Below are 24,432 nucleotides of genomic sequence, written 5' to 3' on the forward strand. Positions count from 1 at the left end.
CCTAAGAGGAATTAGCTTTTTATCATTAATGATTATTTAATATCGCTTTTATAACAGAAGTTGTAGGACCACCACTGTAAAATACATAAAGTAATAAATAGACAGCAACACCTGTAATCGCAACAAAGAACCAAATAATACTAGTAATTGGTGCTATTTTACGATGTCGTTCTAATTTATTTGTAAAACCTGCAATCAAAGTAACAATTCCAAATACGGCTCCAACAGTTGCTAAAATAATATGGAACACAAGGAAAATTGTATAATATACCTTTAAGTCGTCAGGACCACCGAAAGCTGTATTTCCAATAAACACCGTTCTTGAAATATAAATAAGGAAGAAAAGCAATGCCGAGATAGCTGCAGCAATCATCGTTTTTTTATGTGCTGCAATTTTCTTTTGTTTTATAAGTCTCCAACCAATCGCTATTAGTATTGCACTAAGAACGATGAAGGATGTACTAATTGTAGGTAAGATAGGTACATTCATACTTTTTACTCCTAACACTCTAATCTAGTTTCGTTAACGATATTGGTTTTGCGACAAACGTTGTCTTTCCTTTAGTGCTTCTTCTGTCATTTTATCTGCGTTTTTTTGATCATTTCTATACCACATGATAAATACGCGACCCAAAATGACTGCGAAAATAATTTCTTGTATGATTTTCATGATGACACCACCAAGCTGTTGATCTTCAAGTGGTGTCATATTTGTAAATAATTCTGGACCTGATAATGTTAATCCTTGTAAAGTAGAACTAGGAACGCAAAGTGCCATCGCTTTCATCCATGTTTCTCCATCTGTATATGTTGCATATAATGGGTGAGAAGAAAACATGATTAACGCGCAAGAAGGCGTAATAAGTATTGCATTTGCAATAATATAAAAGAACTTTTGCAAATCTTTCATGCGCGGTTCACCCTCAACTGTATTCAGCAAAGGCCAGTACATAAATAAAGCTGATAAAAACAAAACAAACGTATAAATGCCATGTGCAGTCTCATCTAGTTTAATATAATCTAATACAACGGGTATATGATAAACCGAAAACATAAATACAAAAAAGAAAATGGCAAATATCGGTCTTGTCATAAAATGAAAGAAAGGTTTCACATAGGGTAAGTTAATGGTCGTTTTCCATAGCCAATTTGGAATACCTATGATCAAGAAAATGGGAATAAACAATAGTAGGAAAGCCATTTGAATCATATGCATTGTAAACATGATATGAGACATCAAGTCAATAGGTGATCCAATAATGACATATATCATAATCATCGCAAAGACAAATGATATTGCCTCTCCCTTTTTTAAAGGTTCACTATATTTAAAGTCTTTTCTCCATGTTGTTGTGATTAAAAAATATAAAACAGTAAAGAACGCCAGAACTCCCATTAATCCGGGGCTCCACATAGCTCGAAATCCGAAAATACTTAAAGGCATTGAAATTCGCTCCTAACTTACATCAATACCAACATTATAAATGGATTCTCGCAAAACTACAATGAACGAATCTTGACATTTAAGTTATGTCATTTTTAATGGATATAACAGTCCTGTTGATTTCAAAAAATAGGAGCTGATCACAAGCCTTGACCACCCATATGAAATAAAGTGAAACTCCATCAGTGGCGGTTTTCTTCATCCCCACTGAACTAGAGGAACTCAGGTGGTGGGGATCTTACTACACGTTGGGATTAAAAAAACCGAGCCTATTTTAAATAGACTCGGTTTTTTCCTTTTTGATACTAAATCCAAACGATTGTAACAAATCCAAGCACCATTGTAAATGCAACAAGTACACCTGAATAAATAAAGAATTGCATAATTCCTGTGCCTTTTTCGCTTAGATGCATGAAATAATACAATTGAAGCCCTACTTGAACACCAGCGAACAATAAAACCAATGGTACAACAAGGTAAGTTGAAAATCCAGCTTGAACTGCTGCAAATGCGATAAATGTCAAGAAGATCATGACCGCAAAAACAGTCACTTGATTGCGCATTGCCTGACCAGCTTTGCGGCGAGAATGTTGATATTCTGCCTCATTTCTAGCTTCTACGTGTACGTCATGTGACATTATTTTATCACTCCCATCAAGTAAACTACAGTGAAGATAAATACCCATACAACGTCGATAAAGTGCCAATATAAAGACGCGATGAAGAATTTAGGTGCATTATAAAGGTTTAAACCACGTTTGGCATTACGTAACATTAATAAGATGATCCATCCAAGACCAATGACTACGTGCAAACCATGTGTACCCACTAATGTGTAGAAAGAAGAACCAAATGCACTTTGTGTAAAAGTAAATCCTTCATGAATATAGTGTGTAAATTCATAGATTTCAAACCCTAAAAATCCAAGACCTAAAAGAACGGTAATGAATAACCATCCTTGCATTGCTTTAAAGTTATAGTTTTTCATATGGTACATTGCGTACACACTTGTTAAAGAAGAAGTTAGCAATAACATTGTCATTATGAATGCAAGTGGTAATTCAAATAGATTTTGCGTAGAAAATTCCATACCACTTGGACCTTTATTTTTAAGAGCTAAGAATGTTGCAAACAAAGACGCGAATAAAACTGTTTCACCGCCAAGGAAAATCCAGAAACCAAGAACTTTATTTTTGCCTTCTACAGTTGCTGCCTCTGGATGTTCTGGCCATGATTGTGGGGTAAATTTAGTTTTTAAATCCATTATTCGTTACCCCCTTTTTCATTCATTAATTCTTCTTTAGAAATATGATAGCCTAGATCATCTTTAAGTGAACGTACAATCATAGATCCAAAAGTGATTGCTAAGCCAATAATCAATACAGCTAGTGACCATGGTTTATCTGCATCTGGATTATATAATGCACCAAAACCAGCTACGAATAAACCAAATACCATGACAAATGGAATGATAGAATTATTTGGCATATGGATATCTGAAATAGGTTCAGCATATGACATTCCTTCTTTATTTCCTTCCATCTTTTCAATCCAATAAGTATCTAGACCACGAACAAGTGGTGTTTGTTTAAAGTTATAATATGGTACTGGTTGTGGAATTGCCCATTCAAGAGTACGTCCATCTCCCCATGGATCGCGTCCACATGGTTTGTTTTGAATAGTTGTAATAATAACATTGACAACTAACAGCACAACACCAATTGCCATTAAGAAAGCACCGATTGTTGAAATAAGGTTATACGTATCCAAACCTTGGTTTGGTAAGTAAGTGAATACACGACGAGGCATACCCATTAACCCTAAGAAATGTTGTACAAAGAATGTCATGTGGAAACCAATAAAGAAGACTACAAATGTAATTTTTCCTAATGTTTCATTTAACATTCTATTAAACATAATTGGCCAATAGAAGTGTGCACCAGCAAATAATGCTAATACGATACCACCAACAATAACGTAGTGGAAGTGAGCAACGATGAAATATGAATCATGTAATTGGTAGTCAAGTGGAGCTGATGCTTGCATAACCCCAGTAACACCACCGGCTACAAATGATGGGATGAAACCAAGTGCATAAAGCATTGGCGTCGTTACTTTAATCGAACCGCCCCACATTGTACATAACCAGTTAAATACCTTCATACCTGTTGGAACAGCGATTGCCATTGTTGCAACGGCAAAGATAGCATTGGCAGTTGCACCTAGACCTACAGTGAACATGTGGTGAGCCCATACCATGAAGCCAAGGAAACCAATTAAGATTGTTGCAAATACCATTGAAGAGTAACCAAATAAACGTTTACGAGCAAATGTCGGAATGATTTCCGAATAAAGACCAAATGCAGGAAGTACTAAAATATATACTTCTGGGTGTCCAAAAATCCAGAATAAATGTTCCCAAATAATTGTATTACCACCCATAGTATGATCAAAGAAGTTTGATCCAAACATACGGTCGAAAATCATAAAGAATAATCCCACTGTTAATGGAGGGAATGCAAATAAGATTAATGAACTTGATACAAATGTAGTCCATGTAAATAATGGCATACGCATAAATGTCATACCAGGAGCGCGCATATTAATAATCGTAACGATAAAGTTAATACCTGAAATTAACGTACCAGCACCTGAGATTTGTAAGCCAATGGCATAAAAGTCAATACCATGACCAGGTGATGCTAGAGATAGTGATGCATAAGAAGTCCAACCAGCATCAGGAGCTCCACCTAACAGCCATGAAAGATTGAGGAAAATTCCTCCCCAGAAGAATAACCAAAAGCCAAGTGAATTTAAAAATGGAAATGCAACGTCACGTGCACCAATTTGTAATGGTACAACGGCATTCATAAAAGCGAATAGCAATGGCATAGCAGCAAGGAAAATCATCGTTGTACCATGCATTGTTATTATTTCATTAAAGAGTCCCGCACTTACAAAATCATTGTTTGGTTTTGCAAGTTGGATACGAATGAGCATTGCTTCAATACCACCGATAACAAAGAACAATGTACCGGCAATAAGGTATAAAATGGCGATTTTTTTATGGTCTACTGTTGTTAAATAGTCCCAAATAGTTGCGCCAAAACCTTTTTTCTTTGCAGTTGAGCTCAAAACCTTAACCTCCTTCAAAATGTTTCAAATCAAATTTACTTTATTTTTCTACAGATAGTCCCATTAAGTAAGCTGCTAATGCATCAAGCTCTTGATCTGTGAATTTTTTACCTTTATTAATTTTTTCAGGTTGAGGCATTGTATTACCTGGTTTAACGGATTGTGGATCATTTATCCATTTTTTGATATTTTCAGTATTGTGATCTAGCACACCAGCAACGCGATTACGATCGCCAAATGTAGCAAGGTTAGGAGCTAATCCTGATCCTTTACCTACACCAGATGTAGCATGGCATGAAATACAGCTAGTTTTAAAAAGTTGTTCCCCTTGTTTTTCAAGGTCACCTGTAGCAACTTGTTTATCAGAAGCTTTCATTTCTTTAACCCAATTGTCAAAGTCTGATCTACTTAATGTTTTTACTTTAAAGTCCATCAATGCGTGTGAAGGACCACACAATTCAGCACATTTACCATAGAATACGCCGTCTTTAAGATCTTTTGATTCTTTGTCGAAAGTTAAGTAAAATTTATTAACATTGTCGACATTTGTGTCCATTTTACCGCCAATAGTAGGAATCCAGAATGAGTGTTTTACATCCCCAGCAGTTAAATTGAAGTATACTTTTTCACCTGTTGGCACTACCAATTCTTGAGATGTAACAATTCCTTCATTTTTGTATTCAAATTGCCACCAATATAATTTAGCAGTTACATTAACTGTAACAGGTTTTTCCTGTCCTTCAGCAACTTTTGCGTCCATCGCTTTTGTATCAGCGAATTTATAAGTAAGAGCAACTGTTGGTACAGCTAAAATTAGAAGTAGGACAATTGGAATAACCGTCCACAAAACTTCTAGTGCAGTACTACCTTCTACTTGCTTAGGGATCACGTCTTCCCCAACTTTTTTGCGTCGGAATTTGACAATTGCAAGTACATAGATAATTACTACTACCAAAATAACTAGCGTCATAATAGCAACCGCTAATAACATTAGGTTATGCTGTTCTTTACCAACTTCACCCGCTGGAGTTAAGGTTGATAAATAATTTTTACCACAACCAGAAAGGAAAACGATAAGTGCTGTTAGCAATGCAAATAGACGCCACTTTTTAAGCCCTTTCATCATAGCTTAATTAAACCCCTCTTTCTTTGTTGTATTTCATGTGTAACCAGGACTGTGGTTGTTCTATATGAATTCTTTAAAAGAAAGAATCCCCAAATTAGCTTAAGACGGAGAAAATAATCATTGAAACAAATAAAATAGTCATATAATTCAATGAATATATGAACATTCGGTTTGCCCATTTTAGATCGTCTTTCGCTTTAAAACCTTTCAATGCAAGTATGAGCCAACCAAGGTTCAATACAGTTGCAAGAATAATAAATCCTAATCCCAACTTCGTTAATAAAAATGGAAGTGGGCACAACAGCACAACCCAAAATAGCATAGACTTTTTCGTTCTGTCAAAACCTTTTACAACAGGTAACATTGGGATACCTGCTTTACGGTATTCTTTTGTTCGCTTCATCGCAAGCGCATAAAAATGCGGAGGTTGCCAAGCAAACATAATACAAAATAATGCTAAAGGTTCAACACCTAGAGAAGGATCGACAGCAGCCCAACCAATAAGTGGAGGAATTGCACCGGAGATACTCCCTACAATTGTGTTACTTACATATTTTCTCTTTGACCACATTGAATACAAGACTACATAGCTTATAATTCCCGCAAGTCCCCAAACACCGGCAGCAAATGATGCCATAAATAACAAAATTTCACCCACAAATAAAAGGATGAGGGCAACTGTCATGACAAACCGAGGTGAAAATCTACCAGTAACTGTTGGTCTTGACTTTGTACGCAACATGACAGGATCAATATCTTGATCAATATAATTATTCATCGCTCCTGATCCAGCAATAATAAACATGGCACCTACAAGGGCATAGAACATTGTATCTAAATCCTGTAAAAAATGCCTACCTGTAAATTGATATGCTAACCAAAGTCCCGTAAAAGTAGTCACTAAATTTGAATTAACGATTCCAATTTTAATAAGTGCTAAGAAATCTTTTACGAAAGAAGTTGCTTGTGGTCCATTATCTCTACTGGCAGATAATACCCGACTATTAGACATTATACCCCTCCTTTCAATTTGATAAGCATAATCTGTTACCCTTACTATAACTAAAAACTATGATTATTTCTAGACGAAATATGAAATAAATATGAAATTTTGGGTTCACAACTATAGGGAACTTCTAACCTCTAATACAACATATATATAGTAAATCATTTTTTCTGTCGAATTGTGAAGGTTATAATACGAAATTATGAACAATTTGTGAAATGGTTTTCACGCACGAACATCCATACTTATTACAAGTTGTTTTTTCACTCTATTTTCGATATCATCAAAACTGCAGGTATCACAAAAAGTGATTACTATATTCAAAGTAGGTGCAATTATTTATGCAACAAAGTAAATACATGAAATGGTTTGCTGTTGCTGCAACAATTGGAATGGTGCTCATTTTATTGGGTGGAGCACTCGTCACAAAAACTGATAGCGGTATGGGCTGTGGTAGAAACTGGCCTGATTGTAACGGTTCTTTAATACCAAAACATATTACTCCTGAAGTATTTATAGAGTTTTCTCATCGTGTGGTGACTGGCTCTGTATCTATTTTAATCTTAATCTTGTCAGTTTGGTCTTGGAGAAAGCTTGGGGCTGTCCGTGAAGTGAAATTTCTTTCCTTTATGGCTTTATTCTTCTTAGTAGCTCAGGCACTAATAGGTGCTGCACAAGTTTTATGGGGACAAGGCGACTTCATCTTAGCACTGCATTTTGGTATTTCTCTAATTTCTTTTGCAGCAGTATTTTTACTAACTTTAATTATTTTTGAGGTTGACCAGAAATTTAATGCAAACAATGTACATATTGGTCGTACATTAAAATGGCATACAATTGGTGTTACGATATACTCCTATCTCGTAGTATATACAGGAGCACTTGTACGTCATACAAATTCAAGCTTAATTTGTCGAGATTGGCCATTTTGTAGAAATGATGATATAGGACTGCCGGAGAATTTTTATGAATGGGTGCAAATGGGTCATAGATTTGCTGCTGGTATCATCTTCATTTGGATATTGATCATCACAATCCATGTAATCAAACATTACAAATCCCAAAAAGTCCTTTATTGGGGATGGATTATAGCACTAATAATTGTTTCGCTACAAGTAATAGCAGGTATGGGCATCGTTTTGTTACGCTTAAATATTGTTGTTGCCTTGCTACACACTTTCTTTATATCATTATTATTTGGTCTACTATGTTATATGATTATGCTCATTTCTAGAAGCGATCAGAATCAAAAAAATAGGAAGTGACCCAAATAACTTAAAGACGATCCCAACAAAAGTAAAAATAGTATGCGTGGAAATGATCCAAGCATACTATTTTTTTATATACCAGATAAAGTGAAGCTCCATCAATGGTGGTTTTCTTCATCCCCCACTGATGGTTAGCTAAACCAATCGGACTTTAACGGGCAGTTCATCCCCCATCTTTCTCTCTATATCTTGAGATGGGGGTCTTATTGCCCGTTAAAGCGGGATAAAAACCCATGTGAATTTCTATAGAAAAAAGCAAGAAATCGTCCTAGCTTTTCATTTATTCCATTTCAATCAATAAATCCCCTGTTGAAATAGCATCTCCTGATTCAACAAATATTTTTTTAATGACGCCATCTTTTGGAGCCTGCACAGTTGTTTCCATTTTCATCGCTTCCGTGATTAATAGGTGTTCCCCTCGTTTGACTGGGCTTCCCGGTGAAATAACTACTTTCAATACAGTACCCGGCATTGTTGCACCAATCTGATTGGCATTCGATGGATCCGCTTTTGGTTTACGTTCCCCAGCCACTTCAACTGTCATGTCTTGAATCACAATTTCACGAGGTTGTCCATTTAATTCAAAATAAAGGACGCGTGTACCATCATGCTGTGGTTCCCCAATCGATACTAATTTAATAATCAGCGTTTTTCCTTTTTCAATTTCAACTTCGATTTCTTCACCAAGTCTTAACCCGTATAAGAAAGTAAGCGTATCCAAAACTGACACATTATCGAATTTTTTGATGGTTTCCATATACTCTTCAAAAACTTTTGGATATAAAGCGTATGCCAAAATTTCATGGCTCGTAATCGGCCTATTATATTTGTTAAACAATTGATCACGAATCGCTTTTATATCTATTGGCTCTAATAATTCACCAGGTCTTACTGTAATCGGCTCACGACCTTTTAACACGACTTTTTGCAATTCTTTAGGAAAACCACCATATGGTTGTCCCAAGTAGCCCTGGAAGAATTCAATCACAGAGTCTGGAAAGTCAATCGTTTTTCCACGTTCCAATACGGATTCTTCATCCAAATTATTTTGGACCATAAACAATGCCATGTCCCCTACAACTTTTGATGATGGTGTTACTTTGACGATATCACCAAACAATAGATTCACTCGTGAATACATCTTTTTGACTTCTTCCCAACGGTCTCCTAGCCCAACGCCTTTTGCCTGTTGTTGCAAATTGCTGTATTGACCACCCGGCATCTCATGAACATAAATTTCTGAGTGTGGACTTATCATGCCGCTTTCGAAATCTTTATAATATTTTCGAACATCCTCCCAATAATAGGACAACTTTTCTAACCCTTCAATATTTGCTCGAACTTGACGTTTGTTCCCTTTCATAGCATAGTACAAACTATTTGAACTTGGTTGAGAGGTTAAGCCAGCCATTGAGCCTAATGCTGTATCAACAATATCTACTCCCGCTTCTGCTGCCTTTGCATATAAGTAAATACCATTGCCACTCGTATCATGTGAATGTAAATGGATCGGTAAATCTACAGATTCTTTTAATTCGGATATCAATCGATAGGCTGCTTCTGGTTTTAGTAAGCCAGCCATATCTTTTATGGCAAGAATATGGGCTCCAGCTGCTTCTAATTCCTTCGCCATATCTTTATAGTACTTTACAGTATACTTTGCTCTACTATCATCTAGGATATCTCCTGTATAGCAAATAGCCGCTTCTGCTATCTTTCCAGCATTTCGTGTAGCATCGATGGCTACCTCCATTCCTTTGATCCAATTTAAACTATCAAAAATACGGAAGACATCGATCCCTGCATCTGCAGATTTTTGAATAAACTCTCTAATCAGATTATCTGGGTAGTTTTTATAACCTACTGCATTTGCTCCTCGTAATAACATCTGGAACAATACATTTGGAATTTGTTCACGCAGTTTAAGTAATCGCTCCCATGGGTTTTCTTTTAAAAAGCGATAGGCAACATCAAACGTTGCACCTCCCCACATTTCAAGAGAAAAATAATTACTCATAATACGAGCTGTATCATCTGCGATGTCATGCATATCATATGAACGGACACGCGTAGCAAGTAATGATTGATGTGCATCACGCATGGTTGTATCCGTTAACAATAGATCATCTTGTGCTCGAATCCATTTCACTAAACCTTCAGGACCTTCTTTATCCAAAATCTGTTTTGTCCCAAAAGGAATGGCTTGAGAACGATCGATTTGCGGTTTATGTGACTTCGGATAGATCGGCTTTTGTTTCTTTTCAATCCCCGGAAAACCATTTATCGTCACATTGCCAATATAACTAAGTAATTTTGTCCCTCGGTCACGCACTGGTTTAAATAAAAACAACTCCGGTGTAGAATCTATAAAACTCGTATCAAATTGACCATCTAAAAACTTTGGATGCTTTACCACATTCTCTAAGAACGGGATGTTTGTTTTGATGCCACGAATGCGGAATTCTTGTAGATTTCGATCCATTTTGGCTGCTGCTTCTTTAAATGTGTTTCCCCAAGTCGAAACTTTCACCAACAATGAATCATAATGTGGGGAAATAACTGCACCTTGGAAACCGTTCCCTGCATCCAAACGAACACCGAACCCTCCACTTGAACGATATACCGTTAGTTTTCCTGTGTCGGGCATGAAATGATTTTGTGGATCTTCCGTTGTCACACGTGATTGAATAGCAAATCCAAATAACGGTATTTTGGATTGCTCAGGAATATTAATGGTATCATCATGTAATGTATGACCATTGGCAATATTGATTTGTGCATGGACAATATCAATTCCTGTCACCATTTCCGTAATCGTATGTTCTACCTGAACACGAGGATTGACTTCGATAAAATAAAAATGATCATCAGATACTAGAAATTCAACAGTACCTGCATTGATGTATCCAACATTCTTCATCAATTGAACGGCCGCATTACAAATTCTTTTTCGTAAATCTTGAGAGATCGAATTAGATGGAGCGATTTCTACGACCTTTTGATGTCTCCGTTGAATAGAGCAATCACGTTCGTATAGATGAACGAGATTCCCTTCTTTATCTCCAAGTATTTGAACTTCTATATGTTTTGGGTAAAGAATGCATTTTTCAACATAAACTTCATCTGATCCAAAAGCCGCTTTTGCCTCTGATTTTGCACGTTCATATGCTTCCTGCGCTTCTTCTGCATTATGTATAACGCGCATTCCTCGACCACCACCGCCAAGAGCAGCTTTAATCATCAATGGATATTGATGTTTGTCACCAAATGCTAAAACCTCTTGCAGAGACTCTACAGGGCCATCTGTACCTGGAATAACTGGTATTCCAGCTAAAACCGCTTGTTCTCTTGCTTTTACTTTATCCCCAAACATATCTAAATGTTTGGAAGTTGGACCGATGAAAATAATCCCTTCCTCTTCACATCGCTTGGCAAACTCTAAATTTTCCGCTAAAAAACCATAGCCGGGGTGTATAGCATCTACACCTGACTTTTTGGCGATTTCTAAAATCCCTTCAATGTCAAGATAAGCATCAATCGGCTTCTTGCCATCCCCGACAAGATAAGCCTCATCTGCTTTATAACGATGAAACGAACCGCTATCCTCTCTTGAATAGATTGCCACTGTGTGAATGTTCATTTCTGTACAAGCACGAAAAACACGAATCGCTATTTCGCCACGATTGGCAACTAGAATTTTATGAATCGGCATATAAAATCCCCCTTATTGATGATTATCTTTTTTTACAATCATGGAGATATTTGATAATATCCCCATAGCTAAAGATAACAAAATTATTGAGGTTCCGCCATAACTAATAAACGGAAGTGGTACACCAGTTAATGGTATAAGTCCGCTAAGTCCTCCCACATTAACAAATGTTTGAATACCAATCCAGCTACCAATACCTGCAGCGATCATGCGAGCCAAAGGATCTTTCGCCTTTATCGCAATACGCATTGCTTTATAAACAATAAATCCTAATCCAAATAACACTATAGCAATCCCAAAAGTTCCTAATTCTTCAGAAATGATTGCTAATATAAAGTCTGTTTGAGGTTCTGGTAAATAGCCCATCTTCTGTATTGATTGTCCCAATCCTAGACCTTTCACACCGCCTGATCCGATAGCATAATAACTATTGACCATTTGATAGCCGAATTGATCTGCATCTTTAAATGGATCAAGGTACGCTTTTAATCTTCCTACTCGTCGTTCTGTAAAAAACGAATCTTTGAAAATAAAGAGTACTAAAAGCCCCATAACCCCCAAGCCTATTAAACAACCCATGATTTTACTAAATGTGGAGAATTTCATGCCACTGGCCGCCATCACTGATAAAACAATAATTGTTATTAAACCAATAGCCCCTAAATCTGGTTCTAAAGCAATCAAAAACAAAGCAATCATTAAAATAAATAAAGGAGGAACAATCGATTCATTGATCAAATCCAGCTTTCCTGTTTCTCTCTTTTTCGCAAAAAAGGCTGCGAAATATAAAATCATTCCTAGTTTTGTCAATTCTGAAGGCTGCAAATTAGCAAAACCAAAATTGAGCCAACTTTTAGCACCTGAATTTCCCGGACTATATCCAAATAAAAAAACAGAGATTAGCAAACCAAGCATCATTGCAATAATGAATACCATCATACCTCGGTCACGATATCGTTTATAAGGAATAATCGCGCCCACTAAAAATGCAACTGCGGCAAGTATTAAATTCATCAGTTGTTTTTTATAAAAAAAGTCAGGTGGGTAATGTAATGTATTTACAGCCCAAAACATACTCGCACTATAAATCATCACCAAACCAAACAAACATAGTAATACGTATGTAAAAAATAACGGATAGTCAAAATATTTCGCATATTGTTTTAAATATGTTTTCATGTTTCTCCCTCATTCATTCTTTAGCAAAAAAACCCAAACAACTTTGTGTTTGAGTTTTTTGCTTACTTCTTTGTGTATGCATCATGCAACGCAGACAACTCTTTTTCCAGTGAATCAAGGATTTTTCTTCCCTTTTCACGTTCAAGCAAACCTAGTTTAACCGCAAAATCAATTTCGCGTGATAAACCAAACATTTGCGTATCTAATACTTCTTCATACAATGGGCATTGCGGCATTGTAAGATGATCCATTTGTACCCTTATTAATTTTGCTATTTTATCCGCATCGGCAATTAGGAGTTCCAATGCTTTCTCCTGATACGAACTTTGTGATTTTGTATCCATGAGGACGCCCCCATTACCTGATATTTCTTCAATTCTATCTTATCTATCTTAATAAAGTTTAGCTTTTGCAAAAGAAAATTGCAAGTATCTATATTTCAAATTAAGAATCATCGTATTAATTCTTTCTATCTGCTTGCAAAAAGCGTTATACTTAGATGAAGTGCAAATCGGAGGAGGAAGAACTTATGGAATCCATCATTCAAATTAAAGGTGCAGTAAACTTTCCAATAACATTGGATTCTTCTGTTTGGATTTTTGATGATCGTAAACTAGACTTAGAAACTTATTTTGTCGAAAAACCAAAAGAAATAGATCCAGATGAAGAATATATCGAAAAGGCAGGAAAGTTCTGGTCCCGCGAAATTATGGAAGGTGCAACTTTCCCGCCAACCTTAAAAACCGAACGTAAATTTGATCGCAAAAAAATGATGAATGGTACCTTTGGCATCAAAATTGCCCCCTTTATCGTCAATGCAGAACCAGCAGCCGATGCTACGACTGTCGTATTTGAAACAGCTGATGGATCGCAACATCGTTTTAAAATAGACGAAGCCCAAAAACTTATTTTCCAATTCAGTAAAGAAGGGAAAATGCTGACAGAAGATGGTCCTGTCTATTTATTACTAGAAGACGGTTCCAACTTTGAAAATCCTATAAAAGGAATCGTTGGCATACAAGTAGAATAAGGGGGAAATTACTATGCGAGTAAAGTGTGTTATCTGTGATAATCTGAATGAAATTCCAGACTTTTCACCACTGGCTAAAAAGCTGCGTAATCGTCCTATTCACACTTATATGTGCCCTGCCTGTCACGATCGAATTACTGAAAAGACAATGGCAAGACTGGCAACTGGTAAATTTCGTTTTATTCGAAATGCTGTTCAAGAAGAGGAAGAATTCTAGAATTTAGAAGCTATCTCATAAAAAGAACAGAGCCTGTTGCTACGTCCTGTGGCAACAGCTCTGTGACGTACATGCTTGCTGCCCTTGTAGAGACCGCAAGCCAAACCCGTGGAAAAATGCGGCTGAAACGGCAATCAACTAACCCTATTTCCAAAACAATTCAATTTATTTAAAAAAACTGTAGACAAACTCGAAATTTCAAGTTTATCTACAGTCTGAAAGTCCGGATGCTGTTCTAACATCCGGACTTTTTATATGACAGGCTACTTGATAGAAATGATTTTCTTATGAAGTAGTCCCTTTTTTCTTATCTCTACGCAAACGTACTTTGTAGACGATTAGCACTAAGGCTGCAACTATCAATCCCTCTACCATTGGCAAGAAGAATGCTAGAAAGGTTAATATTATACATCCTAAAAACAAGAACACATAAATAACAGCTGTTTGCCATGGTTTAAGTGAGGATCTTGCAAATCCAAGATGGTACACAATTGCAGTCAATACAAAGATAACCGCTAATAGAATATAACCTGCCGTCTTATAATTCGGTGAATTCTCATAAATATAGCGAGCAACACCGGACATACGATTAAATACTTGAGCGTGACCATCTGTAGAAGTAGATGTAGCGACTTGCATAAAATTCAGTTTTAATAGGAAACCGGATTTAAACAAGATTAACCTCCTCCCCGTCTAGTGAAAATATATTATTCAGCACTACGTTTCTTTTTAGCAGTTTTTTCACGTTCGTTTTTGTTAAGAATTTGTTTACGAAGACGAATAGATTCTGGTGTAACTTCTAGATATTCATCATCATCTAAAAATTCTAGTGCTTCTTCTAATGTTAAGATTTTTGGTGTTTTAATAACATTTGTTTGGTCTTTTGTTGCTGAACGGACATTTGTTTTTTGTTTCATTTTTGTAATATTAACTGTAATATCATTGTCTCGAGAATTTTGACCAACAATCATTCCCTCATAGATTTCTGTACCTGGTTCAACAAATAATACACCACGGTCTTCTACTTGCATCATACCATAAGTTGTTGATTTACCTGTTTCCATAGAAACAAGTGCACCATTTCGACGACCACCTACACGACCTGATGCAATAGGTTGATAAGAATCAAATGTATGATTAATAATACCAAACCCTTTGGTTAATGACATAAATTCAGTTGTATATCCGATCAAGCCACGAGCTGGTACCATGAAGATTAAACGAACTTGTCCGTTCCCTTCATTGATCATATCTTGCATTTCACCTTTACGATCTCCCAACGACTCAATGATAGAACCAACCGCGTCTTCTGGCACATCAATTTGGACGCGTTCAACCGGTTCACATTTTACACCATCAATTTCCTTAATAATAACTTTCGGTTTGGATACTTGTAATTCATAGCCTTCACGACGCATATTTTCAACAAGGATTGATAAGTGCAATTCACCACGCCCTGATACTGTCCATGCATCAGGAGAATCGGTTGGTTCGACACGTAAAGATACATCAGTTTGTAATTGCTCATTTAAACGTTCTTCGATTTTACGAGCAGTTACCCATTTTCCTTCACGACCAGCAAATGGCGAGTTATTTACTAAAAATGTCATTTGCAACGTTGGTTCATCGATATGCATTGGAGGTAGTGGTTCCAAATGATCTTGTGGACAAACAGTTTCTCCAACATTGATTTCTTCCATACCAGAAACTGCGATTAAATCACCTGCATATGCTTCTTGGATTTCCTCACGTTTTAAACCAAAGAAACCAAAGATTTTCGTTACACGGAAGTTTTTCACTGAGCCATCTAATTTTGCTAAAGATACAGATTGTCCTACATGGATGGTTCCACGGAATACACGGCCAATACCGATACGTCCTACGAAATCGTTATAATCAAGTAAAGCCACTTGGAATTGTAGTGGTTCCTCTCTAGTATCCACTGGTGCTGGGATATGACGGATAATTTCTTCAAATAAGCATTTCATTGAAGGTTCTTGTTTTGTTGGATCTGGATCTAAAGAAGCTGTTCCATTAACACCTGAAGCATAAACAACAGGGAATTCTAGTTGGTCTTCATCCGCACCTAATTCGATTAATAAGTCTAGCACTTCATCGACAACTTCTTCTGGACGTGCTGAATCTTTATCGACTTTATTGACAACTACAATTGGTGTTAGTTTTTGTTCTAATGCTTTTTTCAGTACGAAACGAGTTTGAGGCATACAACCTTCATAAGCATCTACTACAAGTAATACGCCATCTACCATTTTTAAGATACGTTCTACTTCACCACCGAAATCGGCATGTCCTGGTGTATCTAAAATGTTGATTTTCGTATCGCCATAGTGAACTGCTGTATTTTTCGCTAAAATTGTAATACCACGTTCACGTTCAATATCATTAGAGTCCATTGCACGTTCTTCCACATGTTCGTTTGAACGGAATGTACCTGATTGTTTTAATAATTGATCGACCAAAGTTGTTTTACCGTGGTCGACGTGGGCAATAATTGCTATATTTCTGAGATCTTCTCTTAGTTTTGTCATTGTTCCACTCCACATTCTTTTTTCAAGTCCATAACTTTGTTATTATAGCATAAAAAGAGAAAATTGTCTTACTCCACTTTATTTTTTCAAAATTTTTATCGATTCCATATGAAATCCTTGCTAAACTTATGATTTCGTTCAACAATAGAATCATAATATATTTTTTGGAGGCTTATAATGAATAATAAAGCAAAAATCGTCATGGCTATCTTTGCTCTAGCAGGTATTTTAGCTATGTGTTCCATCGGTTGGGCTATAGCTGTGGGTAGCGTTTCTGGAATTATCGGAGGAATCGTTGCAGTATTTGTCGTTTTTGGCTTAGCATTTAAAACCAAACGCCAATTTCGTGACAAAGGGTTATTATAAAGTGAATCTTCCATTGGTGGGGGTTTTCTTCATCCTCATACTGTATATAAGTTGAACTAATTAGGATTTTACAGACAGGTGCAGACCTCCACTAGTCTCTTTCTTTTACAGATATTTACAGAGTGGGGGTCTTCCTGCTTACTAAGGTGAAATAGAGTTTTCTATTTTAACTTTATATAATTCTCAATGATTTCCTGATGAATCCCAGGATTCGCAACGATAAAGGTGTCCTGATTTGATAGATTAATTGATTCGTTTTTGAGGCTGCTAGTAATCGCGCCTACTTCTTTCGCAATGATGGCACCACCCGCAATATCCCATGGAGATAATCTTAATGATATATATGCATCCATTCTTCCACACGCAACAGATGCTATTTCTAATGAGGCGGACCCATAAGATCTTGTCCCCCGAATCCTTCGTATAAGATCTGTCATAGGCTCATGCTCAATCTTCTTATTAGGAGTTACCCAAATAGCATTCATTCCTATGATCGATTTTTCTAACGAAATAGGTTTGAGCAGCTTTAATGGTACTTCATTCATAAAAGCACCCTGTCCATCTATCCCATAATATAACTGGTTTCTCATCACATCATACACATAGCCAAGCTTTCCGATTCCGTCGACATAAACACCGATTGAAATAGCAAAGTTCCTGTGCTGGCGTATAAAATTCATGGTTCCATCTATCGGATCAACTATCCATACGACACCATCTAACGAATCAATCTTTTCCCCCATGCCCTCTTCCCCAAAAATTTTAAAGGAGGCATCAAATTCTTTAATCTTTTTTATGAAAAATAGTTCTGTTTCTCGATCTATATTGGTGACCAAATCATTGGCATCAGCCTTTGTTTCAATTTTCCACTTTTCAGAAAATGAATGACGGATACGTTCCCCTGCCTCCATAATAATCGATTTTGCAAATGGATGAACTTCAGCGATCCCCATTTTTTTCACACCTTTCCACCCAAAAAAGTCATCTTTGTTTTTTCATTATAACAGAAAAAACACCTGCTTCTCATAATGATAAGCAAGTGTCACTTCAAATTTTTTGCACTTTTTCTAGGCGAACGCATGGAATGCCTCCAGTTCCGTATGAATTTCAGCCAACCTCGCCTTACTTTGAGCAATTTGTTCCGTATCATTCAATTGCATCGCGTCATATAGTGTAGCTAATTCATAATCCACTTCTAATTGAAGACCTTTGATGTATTGTTTTTCAAAATCCACTTTACGAATAATATGAACGACTTGTTTCATGTTGATCAGCTCCTTTAATTTGAGGTTATTACGGTTGAAAAATAAATTTTTTCTAACCATTTTCTACATTATATTCATTTTGCAATAAATAGTAAGTCCTTCTACAAGATTTTTTTCCACTTTTCAAATAAAATAAACATAAAGTTAAAAAAGGAGAGAAAAAAGTGACTGTAAAATGGACTAAAAAAGACTTTGATGTCTTTACAATACCAGGACTTGAACAACGTATGTCATCACTTATCGAGAACGTACGTCCTAAATTTGAAGAATTAGGAACAACTTTTAGTACATACTTTTCAACTAAAATAGGTGATGAATTTTTCCCGCATGTCGCCAAACACGCTAGACGAAAAGTAAATCCCCCGATTGATAGTTGGGTAGCGTTTGCCCCTAGTAAAAGAGGTTACAAAGCACTCCCTCACTTCGAAATTGGTCTTTTTCAATCGCATATTTTTATCATTCTATGCGCTATTTACGAAGCACCTTCCAAACAAAAAATAGCGGTAAATTTACTGGAAAATCTAGATCTCTTCAATGAACTCCCAGAAAACTTCTATATTTCTGGAGACCATTTTGATCCAACTGGCATATCTCTAGGTGAGGCAATTCATAATGGTTCACTTGAAAAACTTTTGACTCGCTTACGTGATGTAAAAAAAGGCGAGTTCTTAATCGGCTTGCAAATTCCTAAAGAAAAGGCAGTGAAATTATCATCTGAAGAATTTGCCAAACAAGTAGAAGATACATTTAATGCATTGTTACCTATTTACAATACTATGGTAAATAAATAGTGGAAAAGCAATCGGCTGTTTCTCGTATTCTGAGTAAACCGATTGCTTTTTAATTATCTTCTACGTTTGCCTATTGTTCCTTTAATAATTGTACCATTTTGACTCAATTTTGTCTGCTTAACGATTTCATAGCTGCCATAACCACTTTCATCTTCAAATTCGCGGAAAATAGTTTTTTCTTCTGCCATAGATGGAACAATCTCTTTAAAACGGCGATATTTTGATAATACTTCTTCTCGCTTTATGCCTTGTTCATATGCCTTTTCAATTGTCTGAAAAAATGCAATAACATCCACGATTTCTTCTGTAGACCAATCGATTGAAAATGGATATGAATATTCCATACGCTGTCCCACCTTTAGCTCGATATTAAGTAAAGAGATGTACAGTATTATTGTAAACTGTATCAGGAATATACTGCAACTTTTCTTTCCTGAGAATAGTATATTCCCTGGGAAATGACTTTATTCTAAAAAAATATTATGACTGCTATAGGTATGAAAATTGCCCCTAATAGTGCTGTTAATGTCATGGAAACAGATCCCATGGATACTGTTTTCTCCCCATATTCTGTAAGTTTTCCTACACCGATGCCATGAGCACTGCTCCCCATTGCGACTCCCTTAGCAATAGGTGTATCGATTTTGCAAATCTTATAGAGAAGCGGTCCAACTATTGCACCGATGATTCCCGTAATGATCACAAATACTGCAGCCAATGTTGGATTACCATCTATCACTTTACTAATCTGCATGGCAACAGGTGATGTGATTGACTTTGGAATAAGTGTTCTCAAATACTCATTTTTAAAATGACACAAGCCTGCAAGTGCCACTGCACTACCAGTCCCAACCATTAAAGCTACTACAATCCCTGTTAAAATCGCTTTATAGTTTTTGATGATCAGCTTTCTTTGTCTATATAAAGGCAAGGCTAGACTAACTACTGCTGGACCAAGCAAACGGTGAATCCACTTTCCACCAACCATATAAGTTTCGTATGGAATATGAAATAATAATAATACACCAATGATAATAATGGCACTTGTAAATACAGGAAAAAATATGGGATGATAAAAGCGTGCATACATTTTCTTCATAAGAAAAAATACAATGACCGTTGCAACACAAATAGTTATTGCTAACATTTTATGCCTCCCCTTTTTGCTGTATTCTTTCTAAAGCTGTTTCGACAATTGGCTCTAACTGATTTTCAGATGGTTTCTCTAAATGTTTTTCTACAGCTTGTGTTGCTTTCCCTGAAATTACAATGGACAAAATCGTAGTTACGAAAATAACACCAAAAATCAGCAATCCTTGCCAAGATATTAACTCAGGGTAATCTATAACGCCAACTGTTACGGGGATAAAAAACAATGTTATGTTCGTAAGTAATGTATCCGCCCCATTAGCGATCCAATTTTCAGGAATAATCTTCGTTATCAGTAAGATCAACAAAATGATCAATCCAACGATACTTCCAGGAAACTTAATATGTAACAACGTCATGATCCAATTTCCGCATTCAGATAGCAAATATAAGATTGCAACCTGCCCCAAGATTTTCAAACACAGTAGTCCTTTCTGTCGCATAACAAATCCAGCCCCTTCCCATCTAATATAGTACAATTTATCAAAACTTTCTAAATTTGTCTATACTCATTTTTACAAGAAAAAGATTTTATCTAGAAAAATATTAGCATTTAATAGCAAAAATCAACTATTTCTACACTGTATCATATCAATTATGTACTTCGCTATTGTTAATAGTCTGTTGCACTATATATGATATTTTATCCTGCATGAATAAGTAGTAAATTCCCAAGCAAGCCAACAGGATACCAATAAAGTGAAACTCCATCAGTGAGGGTTTTCTTCATACCCCACTGAAATAGAAGAACTCAGGTTAAAAGCGCCACGTCCTGTTGCAACACCTGAGGGACCAACATTCTGCTCGCCCGAACCAATCGGACTTTTGCGGGCAGTTTGATCCCCCATCTATCTTTGTCGTTTCTCTCTAAATCTTGGGATGGGGTCTTACTGCCCGTTAAAGCGGGATAAATATTCATGAGTGATTGCTCTCATCTATGCATAAAAACATAAAAAAAAAAGCCAGCTCTTGTAGATTATTCTACAAAAGCTGACTTTGTGAATGGTGATCATTTAATCTTCTTTATTTTCATGAGCACGATCTTTTTTCAAGATCCTTGAAATTAATTCATATACCAACGGTACAATGACTAGTGTTAAAATCGTTGAACTGATCAATCCACCAATAACAGTTACACCAACACCTTTAGAAATAAGACCGCCACCTTCTGCACCTACTGCTAACGGAATTAATGCACCAATTGTTGCAATAGCAGTCATCAAAATTGGACGTAAGCGAGTTGCTCCTGCTTCTAAGATTGCCTCACGCATCGACATACCATCGTGTTCCATATGAATAATTCGATCTACTAATACGATCGCGTTGGTTACGACGATACCGATTAACATCAACAAACCAATCATAGATGATACACCAATCGTTTCTCCTGAAATATATAAGGCAACTAATGCACCGATTACTGTAAATGGTAGTGAGAATAGGATGGCGAATGGTGCTAGACCTTCACCAAATGTAACCACTAATGTGAAGTAAACAATCGCGATTGCAGCAACAATCGCTAAGCCTAATTTTGTGAAGGCTTCTTTCATATCTTCTGTAACGCCGCCCGTATCAACTTCTACACTATTAGGTAAATCTAGTTTATCAATATTTTTTTGGACAGCTGACGATGCTTTTGTAATATCTTTAGAAGTTACAGTAGCTGTTACACTAGCGTAGATTTTACCTTTACTACGATTAACTTCAGCTGAAGTTGTTCCTTCTTTTACATCCACTACGTCAGAAACTTTTACTTTTTTGCCCACAGGCGTATCAATTTCTTCATCTAAAACTTCTTGGAATCTATCTGGAGAAGCCGCTTCCTTATGCACATTTACATCTAGTTCTTTACCATTCTCTGTAACAGTAGTTAAAACTTCTGTTTGTGTATTTGGATTAATCGCCATGGCAATTTGCCCAGTTGTTAAGCCTAGAACTTTTGCCTTATCTTGATCAATCACCAATGTTTTTTCATCATAGTTTTCGGCTAATGAAGATTTAACATCTTTTAGATTGTCTTGTTTCTTCATGATCTTTTCTATATCTTTGACAACCGGTTTGATATCTTCAATTGTATTACCGTAAACAGAATATGAAACTTCATTGCTTGAACCTGTTGATGTGAAATCTTGACTCTTCCATGTACCTTTTTGACCGCTATCTTGAACTTCTTTAACAAGTTTTTCTTTTACATTTTCAAAGTTGTCTGTATCTGAATCATAGATAACATAGACTAATGCTCCGTTAGATGCACCTGGCATCATTGGATTAGAGCCACCGATAGAAGATTGAACGGTTTTAACATTCTTCTTCCCCATAACCATTTTTTCGATTACTTCAACATCATCAATCACTTTATCGCGCGTTTCACCTGGCTCAGGAGTATAGGTTAAGTACACCATTTTCTGTTCATCATCTGGTAAAAAGCTAAAACCAACAAGTGGAGCCAAGAATAAGCTTGCTATTAAAATAACGATAGAGCCAATAGATGTGATCCATTTATGATTTAATACCCATGATAAAATACGTTTATATCCTTTTGCCAGTTTACCATGTTCTTCTTTTTTCGTTTTTCTCTTACTATATAATTCTTTTTTGAACAGTGTATGGGCTAAAACCGGAACAATTGTGATCGCAACGATTAAGGATGCAATTAAAGCAAATACCATTGTTAAACCAAATGGCAAGAATAGCTCACCAACCATTCCTCCTACTAAACCAAGAGGTAAGAATACAGCAATTGTTACAACGGTTGAAGCTAAAATTGGTTTGAACATTTCGATAGTTGCTTCACGGATTAATGCACGTCCATGCAGCTTTTCGCCTTCAAGATAAATCCTTCGATAGATATTTTCAATAACAACAATCGAGTCATCAATTACCCGCCCAATCGCAACGGTCATCGCACCTAATGTCATCATATTCAATGAAATATCCATTTGTTTTAATGCAACAACTGCGATTAATAATGACATTGGAATAGAGACAACCGAAATAATGGTTGAACGAATATTACGTAAGAACAACATGATGATGATTACTGCAAAAATCGCACCAAATAGAGCTTTATCAAGCATCGTTTGAACAGATTCTTCAATTGGTTGTCCTTGATCGAGTGTTACCTCAATATCCATTCCTTTGTTTTCTTTTTCAAACTTCTTCGCAGCATCTTTTACATCATTAACAACATCAACTGTATTGGCGTCCTGTGCTTTGACTACTTGAACAGCGATCGCTGATTGTCCATTTGTACGTGAAACGGATTCTACTTCCCCAATCTTTTTAATAGAAGCGATTTCTCCTAATTTTACAAATGGTTTTGCTTGTGGAGCTTGTTGTGCAACCTGGGTTCCACCTTGTGCTTGTGAAGCTTGCCCTTGAGCTCCTGAAGCAGCACTTTGTGTTGCCACTGGAATCTCTAAATCTTTCAAATCTTTTATCGTTGTCATTTTTCCATCAACAATAACTGATTGTTCTTCATTTTTAAATTGGAAGATACCTAATGGAACTTTTGTATCCATTGCTTGGATATATTGTTTGATGGAATCTTCAGTTAAGCCATATTTAGCTAATTGTTTTTGATCATAAGTAAGTTCTACTTTTTCAACTTGTTGGCCTGATACTGTTACAGATGCAACATCATCAACACCTTCTAGTTTAGGTACAAAATAGTCTTCAGTCGTCTTTGTTAACTCTGCAATCGACTGATCCTTATTGGCAACACTTAATGCAACAACTGGGAAAGCATTAATATTAATACGGTCAACAGTTGGTTTCTCAGCAGTATCTGGAAGCTCTACTTTTTCAAGTACTTCTTTAATATTACTTACTGCTTCTTTCATATCAGTCCCATACTCAAACTCTATTTGTAGACTAGAGGCATTTTGATATGAATTAGAATAAACAGTTGCAACACCTTTTAAATGGTTAACTGCTTTTTCATACGGAATCGAAATATCATCGGCTACTTGTTGAGGTGTTGCTCCTGGATAAACAGTTGTTACTGTTGCGACAGGAACTGAAATATCAGGAATCGTTTCTAATTTCATTTTTGATCCTGCATATACTCCAGCAGCTGCAATAATAATCGTTAACAACCATACCGCAAGCTTATTCTTTAATACAAATTTAATTAGCGAGTTCATTCATACACCGTCCTTTTTATACTCATTCATCACGATTTTTGACTTACCGG

24 protein-coding genes are annotated in these 24,432 nt (G+C 36.3%); 5 read left to right on the forward strand and 19 right to left on the reverse strand.

Annotated elements, in window-relative coordinates; genetic code table 11:
• Nucleotides 1-25 precede the first annotated feature (25 nt).
• From FEZ13_RS08530 to cyoE, 7 genes are all read right to left on the reverse strand, one after another.
• Nucleotides 26-490 carry a DUF420 domain-containing protein gene (locus FEZ13_RS08530; protein ID WP_146552263.1) on the reverse strand — a complete coding sequence of 155 codons (465 nt, stop codon included), beginning with the start codon at nucleotides 488-490 and terminating at the stop codon, nucleotides 26-28.
• A gap of 33 nt (nucleotides 491-523) precedes the next feature.
• Nucleotides 524-1,444, reverse strand: coding sequence for a cytochrome c oxidase assembly factor CtaG (gene ctaG, locus FEZ13_RS08535; protein WP_146552265.1), 921 nt, complete (start codon nucleotides 1,442-1,444; stop codon nucleotides 524-526).
• A gap of 305 nt (nucleotides 1,445-1,749) precedes the next feature.
• Nucleotides 1,750-2,082 (reverse strand): cytochrome C oxidase subunit IV family protein, encoded by a 333-nt coding sequence (locus tag FEZ13_RS08540; protein ID WP_146552267.1) that lies wholly within the window; start codon nucleotides 2,080-2,082, stop codon nucleotides 1,750-1,752.
• Nucleotides 2,082-2,708 (reverse strand): cytochrome (ubi)quinol oxidase subunit III, encoded by a 627-nt coding sequence (locus FEZ13_RS08545; RefSeq protein ID WP_146549479.1) that lies wholly within the window; start codon nucleotides 2,706-2,708, stop codon nucleotides 2,082-2,084. Before FEZ13_RS08545 ends, FEZ13_RS08540 begins: the two co-directional genes overlap by 1 nt.
• Nucleotides 2,708-4,579, reverse strand: coding sequence for a cytochrome c oxidase subunit I (ctaD, locus tag FEZ13_RS08550; RefSeq protein WP_146552268.1), 1,872 nt, complete (start codon nucleotides 4,577-4,579; stop codon nucleotides 2,708-2,710). The genes FEZ13_RS08545 and ctaD overlap by 1 nt, the downstream gene beginning before the upstream one ends.
• A 40-nt stretch (nucleotides 4,580-4,619) precedes the next feature.
• Complete coding sequence (gene coxB, locus FEZ13_RS08555) at nucleotides 4,620-5,705, reverse strand: cytochrome c oxidase subunit II (RefSeq protein ID WP_146552270.1); 1,086 nt, start codon at nucleotides 5,703-5,705, stop codon at nucleotides 4,620-4,622.
• Nucleotides 5,706-5,799: 94 nt separating this feature from the next.
• On the reverse strand, nucleotides 5,800-6,717 hold the full coding sequence (gene cyoE / locus FEZ13_RS08560; protein WP_146552272.1) for a heme o synthase: 918 nt from the start codon (nucleotides 6,715-6,717) through the stop codon (nucleotides 5,800-5,802).
• A 335-nt stretch (nucleotides 6,718-7,052) separates the two neighbouring features.
• Here cyoE and FEZ13_RS08565 point away from each other — a divergent pair, with 335 nt between their 5' ends.
• Nucleotides 7,053-7,976, forward strand: coding sequence for a COX15/CtaA family protein (locus tag FEZ13_RS08565; RefSeq protein ID WP_146552274.1), 924 nt, complete (start codon nucleotides 7,053-7,055; stop codon nucleotides 7,974-7,976).
• Nucleotides 7,977-8,259: 283 nt separating this feature from the next.
• On the opposite strand, the gene pyc is transcribed toward FEZ13_RS08565, so the two are convergent.
• From pyc to FEZ13_RS08580, 3 genes are all read right to left on the reverse strand, one after another.
• Nucleotides 8,260-11,691: a pyruvate carboxylase gene (gene pyc, locus FEZ13_RS08570; protein ID WP_146552275.1), complete on the reverse strand. Its 3,432-nt coding sequence runs from the start codon at nucleotides 11,689-11,691 to the stop codon at nucleotides 8,260-8,262.
• Between the two features lie 12 nt (nucleotides 11,692-11,703).
• Nucleotides 11,704-12,870 (reverse strand): FtsW/RodA/SpoVE family cell cycle protein, encoded by a 1,167-nt coding sequence (locus FEZ13_RS08575; protein WP_146549485.1) that lies wholly within the window; start codon nucleotides 12,868-12,870, stop codon nucleotides 11,704-11,706.
• Nucleotides 12,871-12,932: 62 nt separating this feature from the next.
• Nucleotides 12,933-13,214: an Fpa/YlaN family protein gene (locus FEZ13_RS08580; protein ID WP_146549486.1), complete on the reverse strand. Its 282-nt coding sequence runs from the start codon at nucleotides 13,212-13,214 to the stop codon at nucleotides 12,933-12,935.
• 185 nt (nucleotides 13,215-13,399) lie between these two features.
• On the opposite strand from FEZ13_RS08580, the gene FEZ13_RS08585 reads away from it, so the two are divergent.
• Nucleotides 13,400-13,900: a peptidyl-prolyl cis-trans isomerase gene (locus FEZ13_RS08585; protein WP_146549487.1), complete on the forward strand. Its 501-nt coding sequence runs from the start codon at nucleotides 13,400-13,402 to the stop codon at nucleotides 13,898-13,900.
• A 13-nt stretch (nucleotides 13,901-13,913) separates the two neighbouring features.
• Nucleotides 13,914-14,117, forward strand: a complete 204-nt coding sequence (locus tag FEZ13_RS08590; protein WP_146552277.1) for a YlaI family protein — start codon at nucleotides 13,914-13,916, stop codon at nucleotides 14,115-14,117.
• Between the two features lie 285 nt (nucleotides 14,118-14,402).
• Here the strand turns inward: FEZ13_RS08590 and FEZ13_RS08595 are convergent, their stop codons facing one another.
• On the reverse strand, nucleotides 14,403-14,795 hold the full coding sequence (locus FEZ13_RS08595) for a YlaH-like family protein (protein ID WP_370467683.1): 393 nt from the start codon (nucleotides 14,793-14,795) through the stop codon (nucleotides 14,403-14,405).
• A gap of 29 nt (nucleotides 14,796-14,824) precedes the next feature.
• The gene (gene typA / locus FEZ13_RS08600; RefSeq protein WP_146552279.1) at nucleotides 14,825-16,666 is read right to left on the reverse strand and encodes a translational GTPase TypA; all 1,842 of its coding nucleotides are present in this window, start codon (nucleotides 16,664-16,666) and stop codon (nucleotides 14,825-14,827) included.
• 177 nt (nucleotides 16,667-16,843) lie between these two features.
• Here typA and FEZ13_RS08605 point away from each other — a divergent pair, with 177 nt between their 5' ends.
• Nucleotides 16,844-17,032, forward strand: a complete 189-nt coding sequence (locus FEZ13_RS08605; RefSeq protein ID WP_146549490.1) for a DUF5325 family protein — start codon at nucleotides 16,844-16,846, stop codon at nucleotides 17,030-17,032.
• A 161-nt stretch (nucleotides 17,033-17,193) separates the two neighbouring features.
• Here the strand turns inward: FEZ13_RS08605 and FEZ13_RS08610 are convergent, their stop codons facing one another.
• Both FEZ13_RS08610 and FEZ13_RS08615 read right to left on the reverse strand, forming a co-directional pair.
• Nucleotides 17,194-17,985 carry an inositol monophosphatase family protein gene (locus FEZ13_RS08610; protein WP_146552784.1) on the reverse strand — a complete coding sequence of 264 codons (792 nt, stop codon included), beginning with the start codon at nucleotides 17,983-17,985 and terminating at the stop codon, nucleotides 17,194-17,196.
• Between the two features lie 114 nt (nucleotides 17,986-18,099).
• Nucleotides 18,100-18,297: a hypothetical protein gene (locus FEZ13_RS08615; protein WP_146549491.1), complete on the reverse strand. Its 198-nt coding sequence runs from the start codon at nucleotides 18,295-18,297 to the stop codon at nucleotides 18,100-18,102.
• Between the two features lie 164 nt (nucleotides 18,298-18,461).
• On the opposite strand from FEZ13_RS08615, the gene FEZ13_RS08620 reads away from it, so the two are divergent.
• A complete protein-coding gene (locus tag FEZ13_RS08620; RefSeq protein WP_146549492.1) occupies nucleotides 18,462-19,088 on the forward strand; it encodes a YktB family protein in 627 nt (208 codons plus the stop codon).
• 53 nt (nucleotides 19,089-19,141) lie between these two features.
• On the opposite strand, the gene FEZ13_RS08625 is transcribed toward FEZ13_RS08620, so the two are convergent.
• The 5 genes from FEZ13_RS08625 to FEZ13_RS08640 all read right to left on the reverse strand — a co-directional run bounded on the left by FEZ13_RS08625 (nucleotide 19,142) and on the right by FEZ13_RS08640 (nucleotide 24,382).
• Nucleotides 19,142-19,432 (reverse strand): UPF0223 family protein, encoded by a 291-nt coding sequence (locus FEZ13_RS08625; RefSeq protein WP_146552281.1) that lies wholly within the window; start codon nucleotides 19,430-19,432, stop codon nucleotides 19,142-19,144.
• Between the two features lie 125 nt (nucleotides 19,433-19,557).
• Nucleotides 19,558-20,235: an LrgB family protein gene (locus FEZ13_RS08630; RefSeq protein ID WP_146552283.1), complete on the reverse strand. Its 678-nt coding sequence runs from the start codon at nucleotides 20,233-20,235 to the stop codon at nucleotides 19,558-19,560.
• Between the two features lies 1 nt (nucleotide 20,236).
• A complete protein-coding gene (locus tag FEZ13_RS08635; protein ID WP_146552285.1) occupies nucleotides 20,237-20,680 on the reverse strand; it encodes a CidA/LrgA family protein in 444 nt (147 codons plus the stop codon).
• 267 nt (nucleotides 20,681-20,947) lie between these two features.
• Nucleotides 20,948-21,085, reverse strand: a complete 138-nt coding sequence (locus tag FEZ13_RS19480; protein ID WP_186725821.1) for a hypothetical protein — start codon at nucleotides 21,083-21,085, stop codon at nucleotides 20,948-20,950.
• A gap of 165 nt (nucleotides 21,086-21,250) precedes the next feature.
• On the reverse strand, nucleotides 21,251-24,382 hold the full coding sequence (locus tag FEZ13_RS08640; RefSeq protein WP_146552287.1) for an efflux RND transporter permease subunit: 3,132 nt from the start codon (nucleotides 24,380-24,382) through the stop codon (nucleotides 21,251-21,253).
• Nucleotides 24,383-24,432: the final 50 nt, after the last annotated feature.

Source organism: Rummeliibacillus sp. SL167, assembly GCF_007896505.1.
GTDB classification, from domain to species: domain Bacteria; phylum Bacillota; class Bacilli; order Bacillales_A; family Planococcaceae; genus Rummeliibacillus; species Rummeliibacillus suwonensis.

Coding starts and splice junctions, on each gene's coding strand:
- FEZ13_RS08625 (WP_146552281.1), bottom strand. CDS start 19,432: ATGGAATATTCATATCCATTTTCAATCGATTGGTCTACAGAAGAAATC.
- FEZ13_RS08575 (WP_146549485.1), bottom strand. CDS start 12,870: ATGAAAACATATTTAAAACAATATGCGAAATATTTTGACTATCCGTTA.
- FEZ13_RS08630 (WP_146552283.1), bottom strand. CDS start 20,235: ATGTTAGCAATAACTATTTGTGTTGCAACGGTCATTGTATTTTTTCTT.
- FEZ13_RS08635 (WP_146552285.1), bottom strand. CDS start 20,680: ATGCGACAGAAAGGACTACTGTGTTTGAAAATCTTGGGGCAGGTTGCA.
- pyc (WP_146552275.1), bottom strand. CDS start 11,691: ATGCCGATTCATAAAATTCTAGTTGCCAATCGTGGCGAAATAGCGATT.
- FEZ13_RS19480 (WP_186725821.1), bottom strand. CDS start 21,085: ATGGGGGATCAAACTGCCCGCAAAAGTCCGATTGGTTCGGGCGAGCAG.
- typA (WP_146552279.1), bottom strand. CDS start 16,666: ATGACAAAACTAAGAGAAGATCTCAGAAATATAGCAATTATTGCCCAC.
- FEZ13_RS08580 (WP_146549486.1), bottom strand. CDS start 13,214: ATGGATACAAAATCACAAAGTTCGTATCAGGAGAAAGCATTGGAACTC.
- FEZ13_RS08530 (WP_146552263.1), bottom strand. CDS start 490: ATGAATGTACCTATCTTACCTACAATTAGTACATCCTTCATCGTTCTT.
- FEZ13_RS08545 (WP_146549479.1), bottom strand. CDS start 2,708: ATGGATTTAAAAACTAAATTTACCCCACAATCATGGCCAGAACATCCA.
- FEZ13_RS08615 (WP_146549491.1), bottom strand. CDS start 18,297: ATGAAACAAGTCGTTCATATTATTCGTAAAGTGGATTTTGAAAAACAA.
- FEZ13_RS08610 (WP_146552784.1), bottom strand. CDS start 17,985: ATGGGGATCGCTGAAGTTCATCCATTTGCAAAATCGATTATTATGGAG.
- FEZ13_RS08640 (WP_146552287.1), bottom strand. CDS start 24,382: ATGAACTCGCTAATTAAATTTGTATTAAAGAATAAGCTTGCGGTATGG.
- FEZ13_RS08590 (WP_146552277.1), top strand. CDS start 13,914: ATGCGAGTAAAGTGTGTTATCTGTGATAATCTGAATGAAATTCCAGAC.
- FEZ13_RS08585 (WP_146549487.1), top strand. CDS start 13,400: ATGGAATCCATCATTCAAATTAAAGGTGCAGTAAACTTTCCAATAACA.
- ctaG (WP_146552265.1), bottom strand. CDS start 1,444: ATGCCTTTAAGTATTTTCGGATTTCGAGCTATGTGGAGCCCCGGATTA.
- cyoE (WP_146552272.1), bottom strand. CDS start 6,717: ATGTCTAATAGTCGGGTATTATCTGCCAGTAGAGATAATGGACCACAA.
- FEZ13_RS08540 (WP_146552267.1), bottom strand. CDS start 2,082: ATGTCACATGACGTACACGTAGAAGCTAGAAATGAGGCAGAATATCAA.
- FEZ13_RS08565 (WP_146552274.1), top strand. CDS start 7,053: ATGCAACAAAGTAAATACATGAAATGGTTTGCTGTTGCTGCAACAATT.
- FEZ13_RS08605 (WP_146549490.1), top strand. CDS start 16,844: ATGAATAATAAAGCAAAAATCGTCATGGCTATCTTTGCTCTAGCAGGT.
- coxB (WP_146552270.1), bottom strand. CDS start 5,705: ATGATGAAAGGGCTTAAAAAGTGGCGTCTATTTGCATTGCTAACAGCA.